The organism is Pseudomonas sp. MF06569 (assembly GCF_059862735.1).
In genome coordinates this window covers 162,815-175,550 of the sequence record NZ_JCBCUZ010000001.1, presented here as the reverse complement: position 1 = coordinate 175,550, position 12,736 = coordinate 162,815, and the positions used below count along the sequence as shown (strand labels likewise).

Below are 12,736 nucleotides of genomic sequence, written 5' to 3'. Positions count from 1 at the left end.
ACGTGATTGAGTTTCATAACGTTCATAAAACTTACCGGGTTGCCGGTAAGGACATTCCCGCGTTGCACTCCACCAGTTTGCGTGTTGAGAGCGGCAAGGTGTTCGGCCTGATTGGCCACTCCGGTGCGGGCAAAAGTACATTGCTGCGCCTGATCAACCGCCTTGAAACCCCGAGCGGCGGCAAGATCATCGTCGACAACGAAGACGTGACCGCAATGGACGCCAACGGCCTGCGCCGCTTCCGTCAGCAAGTGGGCATGATCTTCCAGCACTTCAACCTGCTGGCCTCCAAGACAGTGGCCGACAACGTTGCAATGCCTCTGACACTTGCCGGTGAGTTGTCCCGCAGTGCTATTGATCAGCGCGTCGCTGAATTGCTCGAACGCGTAGGCCTGTCTGATCACGCCAAAAAGTACCCGGCGCAACTGTCGGGCGGCCAGAAACAGCGTGTGGGCATTGCCCGTGCCCTGGCCACCAAACCCAAAGTATTGCTGTGCGACGAGGCCACCAGTGCCCTCGACCCGCAAACCACCGCCTCTGTGTTGCAACTGCTGGCCGAGATCAACCGCGAGCTGAAGCTGACCATCGTGCTGATCACCCATGAGATGGATGTCATCCGTCGTGTGTGTGACGAAGTGGCGGTGATGGATGCTGGCGTTATCGTCGAGCAAGGTCCGGTGGCCGAGGTGTTCCTGCACCCCAAGCACCCGACCACCAAGCGCTTTGTGCAAGAAGACGAGCAGATCGACGAGAGTGAGCAGCGCGACGATTTCGCTCATGTCCCTGGCCGCATCGTCCGCCTGACCTTCCAGGGCGAATCTACCTACGCGCCTCTGCTGGGCACCATCGCCCGCGAAACGGGCGTGGATTACAGCATCCTGGCCGGCCGCATTGACCGCATCAAAGACACCCCTTATGGGCAACTGACCCTCGCCATCACCGGTGGCGACATGGAAGCGGCGTTCGCCAGCTTCGTTGCTGCTGACGTTCATATGGAGGTGCTGCGCTAATGGAATCCTTCCTGGGCTTCTTCTCCAACATTGATTGGTACGAAATATGGCTAGCCACCGGCGACACCATGATCATGCTCGGCGGTTCGCTGCTGTTCACGGTATTGCTCGGCCTGCCGCTGGGCATCCTGCTGTTCCTGTGCAGCCCGCGCCAGCTTCTTGAACAGAAAACCCTGTATGGCGCGCTGTCTTTTGTGGTGAACATCCTGCGCTCGCTGCCGTTCATCATTTTGCTGGTCGTCATGATCCCGCTCACCGTGGTGATTACCGGGACATCATTGGGCGTTGCCGGGGCCATTCCACCATTGGTGGTGGGCGCCACACCGTTCTTTGCCCGCTTGATAGAAACAGCCTTTCGGGAAGTGGATCGCGGCATCATCGAAGCCACTCAGGCTATGGGCGCCAATACGCGCCAGATTATTACCAATGCCTTGTTGCCCGAAGCGCGCCCCGGCATTTTTGCCGCGATAACGGTGACGGCAATTACGCTGGTGGGCTACACCGCAATGGCGGGCGTGGTTGGCGCTGGCGGTCTGGGGGATTTGGCCATCCGGTTCGGTTATCAGCGCTTCCAGCCTGACGTGATGATCGTCACAGTGGTGCTGTTGCTGATTCTGGTGCAAATTCTGCAAACCGTTGGCGACAGGCTGGTGGTTCACTTTTCACGCAAGTAAACGCGACCCGCGTCAATAAACGTAACCGCCAGCCCACGGCTGGCAGATACCTGAACCCAGGTATTCACAAGGAGTTGCTGAATGAAGAAGTTATTTGCTGCTGTGGCCGCTGTTGCGGCGTTTTCGGCCCACGCGGGCGACCTGTCGGTAGCCGCTTCCCCGGTGCCGCACGCCGAGATCCTGGAGTTCGTGAAACCTGCATTGGCCAAAGAGGGCGTCAACCTCAAGGTCAAGGTCTTCACTGACTACATCCAGCCAAACGTACAAGTGGCCGAAAAACGCCTGGACGCCAACTTCTTCCAGCACCAGCCGTACCTGGATGAGTTCAACAAGGCCAAGGGCACCCACCTGGTCAGCGTTGCAGCCGTTCACCTTGAACCGCTGGGTGCTTACTCGAGCAAGTACAAAAAACTTGATGAACTCAAGGATGGCAGCACCGTTGTCATCCCCAACGACGCCACCAATGGCGGCCGTGCGCTGCTGCTGCTGGACAAGGCTGGCCTGATCAAGCTCAAGGACTCGACCAACATCCTGTCCACGGTCAAGGACATCACCGCGAACCCTAAAAACCTGAAGTTCCGCGAACTGGAAGCCGCCACCATTCCGCGCGTGCTGACCCAGGTTGATCTGGCGCTGATCAACACCAACTACGCGCTGGAAGCCAAGCTGAACCCGGAAAAAGATGCACTGGTCATCGAAGGCAGCGACTCGCCTTACGTGAACATTCTGGTAGCTCGCCCGGACGATAAAGATTCGGCTGACATGCAAAAGCTGGTTGCAGCCCTGCATACCCCGGAAGTGAAAGCCTTCATTCTGGAAAAATACAAAGGCGCAATCGTTCCAGCGTTCTGATACCCACCATCGCGACCAAACCCCTCTCCCTGTGGGAGCGGGCTTGCTCGCGATGGCATCATTACGGTTTGTCTGAAAGACCGTGCCGCCTGCATCGCAGGCAAGCCAGCTCCCACACAGCAGTTTTCTGCAACCTTCCTTACTTGCGTTCAACCAACCCCGGCAACTGGGCAACCATCTTCTGGTTGTTGAACGGTGCGCGGATAAAACCTCGCTGAGTGCCGTCCGGCCCGATCAGCGCCAGATTTCCACTGTGATCCACCGTGTAGTTCGGCTTGCTGGTATCCGCCGGAATAAACGGAATGCTCACCGCGTTGGCCAGTGTTTGCAGCTCATCGATGGAGCCCGGCGTCAGGCCCACAAACTGCGGGTCAAAGTAGCCCAGGTACTGCTTGAGCTGTTGCGGTGTATCGCGATGGGGGTCGACGCTGACCAGCACGATTTGCAGTTTGTCCTGCACCTCTTTAGGCAGCTCGCTTTTGATCTGACGCAACTGGGCGAGGGTGGTCGGACAAATGTCCGGGCAGAAGGTGTAGCCAAAAAACAGCAGGCTCCACTTGTCTTTCAGCTCGTTCATCACCACCGGCTGGCCGTCCTGGTTGGTCATTGTCACCTGCGGCAACTGACGGCTTTGCGGCAGCAAAATGATCCCCGCATCAATCAGAGACGTGTTGTCGCCCTGACTTTTACCCGACATCATTTTGTTAAACGTCAGGCCCATGACCAACGCCACCAGCGCAACGAGGATATAGACGGTTTTTTGAGTTTTAGTCATAGGTTCAACACTAGGTAGTGATCGACAAGCAGCGCGATAAACAGCAAGAACAGGTAATAGATAGAGTACTTGAACGTGTTGATCGCCGCGTGCGGCTGGGTGCCACGGTACAACACCCACGCCCAATGCAGAAAGCGTGCGCCCAACCCTAGCGCACACGCCAGATAGAGCAAGCCGCTCATGTGAATCACAAACGGCAGCAGGCTGACTGCTAGCAGTACGAAGGTGTACAGCACGATATGCACCTTGGTGTAGTGCTCGCCATGGGTCACCGGCAACATCGGGATATCAGCCTTGGCGTATTCCTCCTTGCGATGAATGGCCAGCGCCCAAAAATGCGGCGGGGTCCAGGCGAAGATAATCAGCACCAGCAGCAGCGGCTCGGCGGTGACGTGCCCCGTGACTGCCACCCACCCCAACAATGGCGGCGCCGCACCGGCCAGCCCGCCGATCACAATATTCTGCGGCGTGGCCCGCTTCAAAAAACCGGTGTAAATCACCGCGTAACCCAGCAAAGACGCCAGCGTCAGCCAGGCGGTGAGGGGATTGGTAAACGTCAGCAGCAGTCCCATGCCCGCCAAGGCCAGCAACAGGGCGAATGACAGCGCGCCAAGCGGTGACACACGCCCCTGCGCCAGCGGGCGTTTATGGGTGCGGGCCATGACGGCGTCAATGCGCCGGTCCACCACATGATTGACCGCCGCAGCCCCGCCTGCACACAGTCCAATCCCCAGATTTCCGAAGATCAGCACTGTCCAGGGCACTCCGGCACGGGTCGCCAAGAACATGCCCACCAGCGAGGTAATCAACATCAGTACCAGCACTTTGGGTTTGGTCAGTTCCAGATAATCGCGCCACAACGCTTGCTGCGCCCGTTCGCCAATCAAGGTCGCCACGGCTGTTCTCCTTTCAGGCTGTAGGTCCAGCGGGCAAAGCGCGGGGCCCTGACCCTGACCAGGGCCGTACGCGCGTGGTAGTTGACCAGCACCAGCGTCATCAGTAACGCCGCGCCACCGGCGTTGTGTGCCACCGCCACCGCCAGCGGCAAGCCAAACAGTACATTGCTGAGCCCCAGACTGATTTGCACCGCCAGCGCCACCAGCAGCAACCCCGCCAGGCGGGTCATGCCGACCCTGCGCAACTGCCAGGCCAGGCCCAGCAACACCAGGGTCAGCAACAACGCGCCCAGACGATGGGTAAGGTGAATTGCCGTACGGGCCTCACTGTCCAGTTGCCCGCCAAGGTAGTTGGGACCGATGTGCTGAGTCAGGTGAAAACCATTGGCAAAGTCAGCTTCGGGCCACCACTGGCCGTGACAGGTCGGTACGTCGACACAGGCCACCGCGGCATAGTTGGAACTGACCCACCCCCCCAGCGCGATTTGCATGATCGCCAGCACCAACCCGGCCGTGGCCCAGCGCTGCAAGCGACGGGGCACAGCCAGCGCGGGCAGGACGCCGGACAGGCGCAGGGTCAGCAAAAACAGCAGGCTCAAGGTCGCAAAACCGCCCAGCAAATGGCCCGTGACCACCTGCGGCCACAATTTGAGCGTCACCGTCCACATGCCAAAAGCCGCTTGGGCAATCACCACCAGCAAAATGAACAGCGGCAGCTTGAGCGGTTGATCCGGCACATGCCGTTGCCGCCAGGCCCGTGCCGCCAACAGCACGATCAATAAGCCCAGCGTGCCGGCGAAATAACGATGGGTCATCTCGCTCCAGCCCTTGTCAGCCTCCACCGGGGTATCGGGAAAGTGCAGTTCGGCATGGGCCAGTTGCGCCTCGGTCTTGGGCACGCTGATAAAGCCATAGCAGCCGGGCCAGTCCGGGCAGCCGAGCCCGGCGTGGGTCAGGCGGGTGTAGGCGCCGAGCAGCACCACCACCAGCGCCAGCAAGGTGGCAAACAACGCGAGGCGAAATCCAGCTTTGGCCATGACAGAGCCCCTATCCGATATTGGACAGCTTGAGCAGCAGGCGCAGGTCGTTGAGCACGTCCTTGCCGATAACCCCGGGGCCGTAGCGCAGCACCAGATTGCCATGGGGGTCGATGATCCACAGTTGCGCGGCACCGTTGCCCTCGGCGCCCTGTGTATAAGTCGGCACGTCCAGGGTGTAGCGCTGTAACTGCGGATACTCGAGTTGCAGCTTGGCGGCGTAGGCCGCGTCCACCGGCTGTGCGACCGCCAGCCCGTGGGTTGCACGGGACGCATCGCGGCCCAGGCCGATTTGCAGTTGGCGGGCCAGATACACCAGTTGCTGGCAATCCGCATCGCAGGCCTGTGGCGCGGTCACCAGCAATTGCCAGCGTTGCTCATCGGCCGCCACCCCAAGGGCGGCCCGGCTTTGCCCGTCGCCAATCAGCTCACCGTGATAGCTACGGCTGTCGGGCACCCAGAATTTGAGTTTGTACATGCCCGTGGCCAACACCATGGGGCCAACGGTAAGCAGCAAAATAAGGATCAGCTGCAACCGTCCGCGCCGACGTGTAGCCGGGGACGGGACGCGTGCGGTATCAGGCTGATTGATGGCCGTTCCCATGGCGTTTCTCCTGAGCAGTGTGCCAACCGAGGTACAGATAAAGACCGAGCAAGGCCAGCGCCATCGCGAACCACTGCACGGCATAAGCGGTGTGTTTCTCCGGGCCCATGCCCGTGGAGATCAGCGGCCAGTCGGCCTGATACGCTGCGGGGCCCGGAGCGATACGCACCTCATCGGCAAAACCTTCGCGGCCCAGCTCGGCCCACAATTTGTCAGGCATCACGGCCGTTACCAGTCGTGGCCAGGGCGCGTCCGACGGATCGGCGTGTAACTGAAAGGGCGTGCCCGGAGACTCATAGACCCACGCCTGAACGTCCAGTATCTGATCGGGGGTGGTGAACACGGGCGGTGTCTGGCGGCTCGGCCACGGCAACCAGCCACGATTGAGCAGCAGCCACTGACCGCTGGCCTGATCCTGAAAAGGTTGCAGCAGCTCGACGCCGACCTTGCCGTCCCGTACGCGGTTGTCCAGCAACAGGCTGTGTTGCCCATCCAGATGCCCGCGCAACTGCACGCGGCGAAAGGCCGGGCCGTCCAGGGTCAGCAGTTGCCCGACCGTTACCGGCGCGGCTACCTGGCGCTCGGCGTAGCTGCCGAGCAACACGCGTTTCTGCTCACCGCGGCCAAGCTGCCAGAACCCCAGAAACACAAGCACAGGCAGCAGTGCCAGCACCACCAGGGTGGGGGCAACACCGGGACGAAAGCGCGTCATAGCACGTAGACAAACAAGAACAGGCCGAGCCAGACCACGTCCACAAAGTGCCAGTACCACGTTGCGGCCTGGAAGCCGAACTGGTGCTCGGCAGTGAAATGCCCTCGAACGATGCGAATCAGCATGATCAGCAGAATCAGTGCACCAATGGTCACGTGGGCGCCGTGAAAACCGGTGAGCATGAAGAAAGTCGCGCCGTAGATCCCGGAGCCCAGGGTTAGCCCCAGCTCTTTGTACGCGTGGACATACTCTTCGGCCTGGAACCCCAGAAAACCGGCGCCCAGCAGCACCGTGACGGCCAACCAGAACTTGAGTGCCCCGCGATGACCTTTGTTCAGTGCGTAGTGGGCAATGGTGAGCGTGATGCTGGAACTGACCAGCAGCACTGTGTTGAGCAGTGGCAAGCCCCAAGGACTGATGGTGCCTTTGGGCGGCGGGTAGAGGGCCGGGTCGGGGGTGTGCAGCAGCGGCCAGGCAAATTGAAAGTCAGGCCACAACATATGCGCCACGCCCTTGCTGCCTTCGCCACCCAGCCAAGGGCCCGCAAAGTGGCGTACATAAAACAGCGCGCCAAAAAACGCGAGAAAGAACATCACCTCGGAAAAAATAAACCAGGTCATGCCCCAACGGAACGAACGGTCCAGTTGCGAGCTGTAGAGCCCGGCGCGGCTCTCCTTGATAACCGCGCCGAACCAGCCAAACATCATGTAGGCCACTATCAGGGCGCCGACAAAGAAGATCAGCGGGCCATGGGATTCAGGCCGCGCCGCCTTCAGATCGTTGAACCAGGTTCCCAGGCCATACACCGTGACCAGCAAGCCGATCGTGGCAATGATCGGCCACTTGCTTTGCGCCGGGACGTAGTACTGATCATGAGTTGCCATGGGGCTTTCTCCTTATCGGGAAGGCTGGTCAGCGTCCTTGCCAGCGATAGCGGCGACGGGCGGATGGCGAGCAGTGATATCGAACAGCGTGTAGGCCAGCGTCAGGTGTTTCACATCCTTGGGCATGGCCCGATCGACGATAAAGCGCATCGGCATCTCGATCCGTTCACCCGGTTGCAGCACCTGCTGGGTAAAGCAAAAGCACTCGGTTTTGTGAAAGTACTGAGCCGCTTCGGCGGGAGAAATACTCGGCACCGCCTGCGCCGACATGGGGTGGTCGGTGGGGTTGTAGGCCACAAAGACCATCTCGTTGACCGAGCCGGGGTTGACCACCAGCTGATCGCCCTTGGGATAAAAGTCCCACACCATGTCGATGGCATTGGTGGACAAAAACTGCACCCGTACCTGACGACTCGGGTCCACCACCTGCTCACCTTCGTACTGCCCGGCAGTCTTGCCGTTGATACCGAAGGCCCTGCACATCACGTCGTAAATAGGTACCAGCGCAAAACCGAAGGCGAACATCACCACCACCATCAGTGACAGGCGCAGGACCAGACGCTTGATGGAAGAGGACTCAGTCATGACCGTCTCCTACAGGGGTGTTCACTTGATCTCCGGAGGCGTCGTAAAGGTGTGGTAAGGCGCAGGTGAAGGCACGCTCCACTCCAGACCCTCGGCACCGTCCCACGGTTTGGCCGGTGCTTTCGGGCCGCCGCGAATGCATTTGATGACGATAAACAGGAACAGAAACTGCGTAACGCCAAACATGAATCCGCCAATCGACGACACCATGTTGAAGTCGGCAAATTGCAGGTTGTAGTCCGGAATCCGCCGCGGCATGCCCGCCAGCCCCACAAAGTGCATCGGGAAGAAGGTCAGGTTCATGCCCACAAACGACAGCCAGAAATGCAGCTTGCCCAAGGTTTCGTCGTACATGTGACCGGTCCATTTCGGCAACCAGTAGTAGGTCGACGCGAAGATCCCGAAGATTGCTCCCGGTACCAGCACATAGTGGAAATGCGCCACCACGAAATAGGTGTCGTGGTACTGGAAGTCCGCAGGGGCAATGGCCAGCATCAACCCGGAAAACCCGCCAATGGTGAACAGGATCACAAAGGCCACGGCGAACAGCATCGGTGTTTCAAAGGTCAGCGAGCCTTGCCACATGGTGCTGGCCCAGTTGAACACCTTGACCCCGGTCGGCACCGCGATCAGCAACGTGGCGTACATGAAGAACAGCTCGCCCACCAACGGAATGCCGACCACAAACATGTGGTGCGCCCACACGATAAACGACAGGAATGCGATGCTGGCCGTGGCGTAGACCATCGAGGTATAGCCGAACAGCGGCTTGCGCGAGAAGGTCGGGATGATCGAGCTGACGGCACCGAAGGCCGGCAGGATCATGATGTACACCTCGGGGTGCCCGAAGAACCAGAACACGTGCTGGAACAACACCGGGTCTCCGCCACCGGCCGCGCTGAAAAAGCTGGTGCCAAAGTGGATGTCCATCAACATCATGGTCACCACGCCCGCCAGCACCGGCATGACCGCGATCAGCAAGAAGGCCGTGATCAGCCAGGTCCAGACAAACAGCGGCATTTTCATCAAGGTCATGCCGGGGGCACGCAAATTCAGGATGGTGGCGATCACGTTAATCGCGCCCATGATTGAACTGATACCCATCAAATGAATGGCAAAAATAAAGTAAGTCACGCTTTCGGGTGCGTACGTTGTGGACAGTGGCGCATAGAACGTCCAGCCGAAATTGGGCCCGCCACCGGCGGTAAACAAGGTCGATACCAGCAGCAGGAACGCTGCGGGGAGCAGCCAGAAACTGAAGTTGTTCATCCTCGGCAGGGCCATGTCGGGTGCGCCGATCATCAACGGAATCATCCAGTTGGCCAGGCCGACAAACGCGGGCATCACCGCGCCGAACACCATGATCAGCCCATGCATGGTGGTCATCTGGTTGAAAAAGGCCGGAGCCACAATCTGCAGGCCGGGCTGGAACAGCTCGGCGCGAATGACCATCGCAAACGAGCCGCCGAGCAGGAACATGCAGAAGCTGAACCACAGGTACAAGGTACCGATGTCTTTGTGGTTGGTGGTCAACACCCAGCGCATCAGGCCTTTGGCCGGACCATGGGCCTGGCCGTCTGCATGTCCGTGGTCATCGATAACAGCACTCATGTCCTGACTCCTGCAAACAGCTGGACCAAGAAGCCAGCGGCACATTGCCCCCGACCGTTGCGTGCGCACTTCACTGAGCGGCTCACTTGCCTTGCGCCTGTTTGAGCGCCAGCACGTCTTTTGGCGTCACCATGTCGCCCTTGTTGTTGCCCCAGGCGTTGCGTTCATAGGTCACGACGGCGGCGATATCCACTTCGGACAACTGCTTGCCGAAAGCAGCCATTGCCGTGCCCGGCTTGCCGAAGAACACGCGGTGCAGGTGATCGGCGGCCGGGCCGGTGGCAATCGGCGAACCCTTGAGCGCCGGGAACATGGGCGGCAGACCCTGGCCTTCGGCCTGGTGACAGGCTACGCAGGCGGTGTGATAGACCTTGTCGCCACGAGCCACCAGCTCGTCGAGGGTCCAGTCCTTGCTGGTCAGCTCCTTGAGCTGCGCGGCCTGGGCCTTGCGCTCGGCCAGCCAGGCGTCGTAGTCCGCACGGGTTTTGACATCGACCACAATCGGCATAAACCCGTGGTCCTTGCCGCACAGCTCGGCGCATTGGCCGCGATAGATGCCGGGCTTCTCGACGCGGGTCCAGGCTTCGTTGATAAAGCCCGGAATGGCATCACGCTTGACCGCAAAGGCAGGCACCCACCAGGAGTGGATAACGTCGGCCGAGGTCACCAAAAACCGCACTTTGGCGCCAATGGGCAACACCAGTGGCTCATCGACTTCGAGCAAGTAGTGCTCGCCCTTGGGGGCCTGGTTATGGATTTGATCGGCGGGTGTGGCCAGGTTGCTGAAGAACTCGACGTCCTGGCCCAGGTATTTGTAATGCCACTTCCACTGATAGCCGGTGACCTGGATATCCACATCCGAATCACTGCTGTCATAGATATTGATCAGGGTCCTGGTCGCAGGCACGGCCATCGCGATCAGGATGACCAGAGGGATTACGGTCCAGAGAATTTCGACCGTGGTGCTCTCATGGAACTTGGCCGCCACCTGGCCGGTGGAGCGACGGTGAACGATCATTGACCAGAACATGGCACCGAAGACGATGATGCCGATCACCACGCAGATCCAGAAGATGATCATGTGCAGGTCGAAGACCGCATGACTGACTTCGGTCGCCCCAGGCGACATGTTCACTGTCCAGGCCGCGTGAGCCTGGCCGAACACTGACCACAACAGCAAACCCATCCATAGATGTGGATGTCGCATCGCGGTGCTCCCCTTTATTTTTCTTGTTATTGCGCCGGTCTGCATCTGTGTTACGGGCAGCGCTACAAGGGGGCGGTTTCAAAACCTGCGAACTCTTACCGCCGAGCCTCGTCTGCTCAAGCAGTCGGGCGTCATCAAAAAACGGTTACAAAAACGAGTATAGACACCGAGCCCAACCCCGCAATGAGAGGGGCAAAAACAATGAAATAACCCCCCATCGACAAATGGCACTCACTGCCCGGTCATAAAATGAATAACAATACTCCCCCTGAAAAAAAGCCTCTCCTTGACTTGAGGAGGGCTACTTTTAAAGTACTTCCCTGCCTAGCACCCCCCCTGGAGTTCCAATGAACACCGCCGCCATCCGCGTGCAGATCTCGCGTGCCCAAGAACATGAGGCCGAAACGGGCCTGCTCGCCAAGCATCTGGCCGCTCAATTGCCACACCTTCACACCGCCATTCAACTGCCTGAAGTCGACCGCAATCTGGTGATGACACGTTTCGTCAGCGCCTACATCGACCAGGTGCCCGACTTGCTCGATGCGGCCAATGAGGTTGCTCGCGAGGCCGGTATCGAATCGCAAATCAAGCCGATACTGAAAATCGCCGAACAGTTTTTTGCCCAGCCACTGCCGCTGCTCGCGGGTCACGAAGGCCTTGAGGGTTTGCTGGATGAGGCTTACCTGGCGCACCGTCTGGTCGAAGAGGTCAACGACCTCTACATCAAGCACTTCCAGCAGCCACTGATCCCGCTGGACATGACGGTGGCCAACCTGATTGCCCACCAATTGATTGGCGAAGACTTTGCCAACCAGCTGGACGCCGCCGTGCATCACGCTGTTGACCTGATGCTCAATGACGAGAGCTTCGCTCTGGAATCGGTCGAGGCCTACCGCGAGCGCCTGACCAGCCCCGAGACCGGCGCGGCCTGGAAGCGCTGGCCTTGCCTGTCCAAGCAATTGGGTGTCGGCTTGGCGTTGTAACCACAAGCTTGTAGCCGCTGAGGAGCGTAGCGAGGCTGCGTTCGGCGGCGCAGCCGCCGCAGATCCTGAGTGCAAGTTCTGCCTGACACACTGTGCAATTCGTCTTTACGACGGCTACGCCGCCGATCGCAGCCTTCGTGCCTCGTCAGCGGCTACAAGTGTCGCGCCGTTTAAAAACGTGCTTTAGGCGTCGCGCTCGGGATCGCAGTGGTGCCATCCAGCGGCAGGAAGGCGCCCTTGTCGGCGTCGTAGGCCTTGATCTGACTGGTTTCGATATCGTAAACCCAGCCATGAATAAACAGATGCCCGTTGGCCATGCGTGACGCCACCGACGGATGCGTGCGCAAGTGCTGCAACTGGGCAATCACGTTCTCTTCGGTCAGTACGTGCATGCTTTCGGCTTCGTTGGCGCAATTGCAATTGTCCTGAACCATGGTCTTGGCCACTTCAACGTGGTGCAACCAGGCTTTTACCGTCGGCATTTTTTTCAGGCTGGCGGGGTTGAGCACTGCACGCATCGCGCCACAATCGGAATGCCCGCAAATGATGATGTGCTGCACGCCCAGTGCCAGCACCGCGTACTCGATGGCCGTCGAAACACCGCCGTTCATCTGACCGTATGGCGGTACGACGTTGCCAACGTTACGGGTCACGAACAAATCACCCGGCGCGCTCTGGGTAATCAGCTCCGGCACGATTCGCGAATCGGCGCAGGCGATAAACATCGCACGCGGGCTTTGTGCAGTGGCGAGTTTTTTGAAAAAGGCTTCTTGTTCAGGGAAGATTTCGTGATGAAAGTGCAGAAAGCCATCAACGATATGGTGCAGTGCTGTATCAGCACTTTCAGCCGCGGCCGAGGGCTGTGGTTTAGGCTTGTCAGTCATCGGTATATCCCTGGGCAAAGTG

At 59.3% G+C, this 12,736-nt stretch carries 14 protein-coding genes; 4 read left to right on the top strand and 10 right to left on the bottom strand.

Features of this window, described 5'->3' with window-relative positions; translation table 11 throughout:
• Positions 1 to 2: 2 nt before the first annotated feature.
• The 3 genes from AC19YQ_RS00920 to AC19YQ_RS00910 all read left to right on the top strand — a co-directional run bounded on the left by AC19YQ_RS00920 (position 3) and on the right by AC19YQ_RS00910 (position 2,536).
• Positions 3 to 1,010 (top strand): methionine ABC transporter ATP-binding protein, encoded by a 1,008-nt coding sequence (locus tag AC19YQ_RS00920; protein WP_133075341.1) that lies wholly within the window; start codon positions 3 to 5, stop codon positions 1,008 to 1,010.
• A complete protein-coding gene (locus AC19YQ_RS00915; RefSeq protein ID WP_219262030.1) occupies positions 1,010 to 1,684 on the top strand; it encodes a methionine ABC transporter permease in 675 nt (224 codons plus the stop codon). Before AC19YQ_RS00920 ends, AC19YQ_RS00915 begins: the two co-directional genes overlap by 1 nt.
• A gap of 81 nt (positions 1,685 to 1,765) precedes the next feature.
• A complete protein-coding gene (locus AC19YQ_RS00910) occupies positions 1,766 to 2,536 on the top strand; it encodes a MetQ/NlpA family ABC transporter substrate-binding protein (protein ID WP_046809345.1) in 771 nt (256 codons plus the stop codon).
• A gap of 139 nt (positions 2,537 to 2,675) precedes the next feature.
• Here AC19YQ_RS00910 and AC19YQ_RS00905 read toward each other — a convergent pair whose 3' ends face one another.
• The 9 genes from AC19YQ_RS00905 to coxB form a co-directional block, all read right to left on the bottom strand.
• Positions 2,676 to 3,311, bottom strand: coding sequence for an SCO family protein (locus tag AC19YQ_RS00905; RefSeq protein ID WP_339475137.1), 636 nt, complete (start codon positions 3,309 to 3,311; stop codon positions 2,676 to 2,678).
• Positions 3,308 to 4,207 (bottom strand): heme o synthase, encoded by a 900-nt coding sequence (gene cyoE, locus AC19YQ_RS00900; protein WP_133075092.1) that lies wholly within the window; start codon positions 4,205 to 4,207, stop codon positions 3,308 to 3,310. The genes AC19YQ_RS00905 and cyoE overlap by 4 nt, the downstream gene beginning before the upstream one ends.
• Positions 4,195 to 5,244, bottom strand: a complete 1,050-nt coding sequence (locus AC19YQ_RS00895; protein WP_133075091.1) for a COX15/CtaA family protein — start codon at positions 5,242 to 5,244, stop codon at positions 4,195 to 4,197. The genes cyoE and AC19YQ_RS00895 overlap by 13 nt, the downstream gene beginning before the upstream one ends.
• Before the next feature lie 10 nt (positions 5,245 to 5,254).
• Positions 5,255 to 5,848 carry a PA_0111/PP_0108 family redox-active disulfide protein gene (locus AC19YQ_RS00890; protein ID WP_339475135.1) on the bottom strand — a complete coding sequence of 198 codons (594 nt, stop codon included), beginning with the start codon at positions 5,846 to 5,848 and terminating at the stop codon, positions 5,255 to 5,257.
• A complete protein-coding gene (locus AC19YQ_RS00885) occupies positions 5,823 to 6,560 on the bottom strand; it encodes an SURF1 family protein (protein ID WP_500594383.1) in 738 nt (245 codons plus the stop codon). The genes AC19YQ_RS00890 and AC19YQ_RS00885 overlap by 26 nt, the downstream gene beginning before the upstream one ends.
• Positions 6,557 to 7,444, bottom strand: coding sequence for a cytochrome c oxidase subunit 3 (locus AC19YQ_RS00880; protein ID WP_133075088.1), 888 nt, complete (start codon positions 7,442 to 7,444; stop codon positions 6,557 to 6,559). Before AC19YQ_RS00880 ends, AC19YQ_RS00885 begins: the two co-directional genes overlap by 4 nt.
• Before the next feature lie 12 nt (positions 7,445 to 7,456).
• On the bottom strand, positions 7,457 to 8,029 hold the full coding sequence (locus AC19YQ_RS00875) for a cytochrome c oxidase assembly protein (protein ID WP_133075087.1): 573 nt from the start codon (positions 8,027 to 8,029) through the stop codon (positions 7,457 to 7,459).
• A 21-nt stretch (positions 8,030 to 8,050) separates the two neighbouring features.
• On the bottom strand, positions 8,051 to 9,640 hold the full coding sequence (gene ctaD, locus AC19YQ_RS00870) for a cytochrome c oxidase subunit I (RefSeq protein ID WP_133075086.1): 1,590 nt from the start codon (positions 9,638 to 9,640) through the stop codon (positions 8,051 to 8,053).
• Positions 9,641 to 9,722: 82 nt separating this feature from the next.
• On the bottom strand, positions 9,723 to 10,847 hold the full coding sequence (gene coxB, locus AC19YQ_RS00865; RefSeq protein ID WP_133075085.1) for a cytochrome c oxidase subunit II: 1,125 nt from the start codon (positions 10,845 to 10,847) through the stop codon (positions 9,723 to 9,725).
• A gap of 347 nt (positions 10,848 to 11,194) precedes the next feature.
• On the opposite strand from coxB, the gene AC19YQ_RS00860 reads away from it, so the two are divergent.
• Positions 11,195 to 11,830 (top strand): hypothetical protein, encoded by a 636-nt coding sequence (locus AC19YQ_RS00860; protein ID WP_133075084.1) that lies wholly within the window; start codon positions 11,195 to 11,197, stop codon positions 11,828 to 11,830.
• A 170-nt stretch (positions 11,831 to 12,000) separates the two neighbouring features.
• Here the strand turns inward: AC19YQ_RS00860 and AC19YQ_RS00855 are convergent, their stop codons facing one another.
• Positions 12,001 to 12,714: a carbonic anhydrase gene (locus AC19YQ_RS00855; RefSeq protein WP_133075083.1), complete on the bottom strand. Its 714-nt coding sequence runs from the start codon at positions 12,712 to 12,714 to the stop codon at positions 12,001 to 12,003.
• Positions 12,715 to 12,736: the final 22 nt, after the last annotated feature.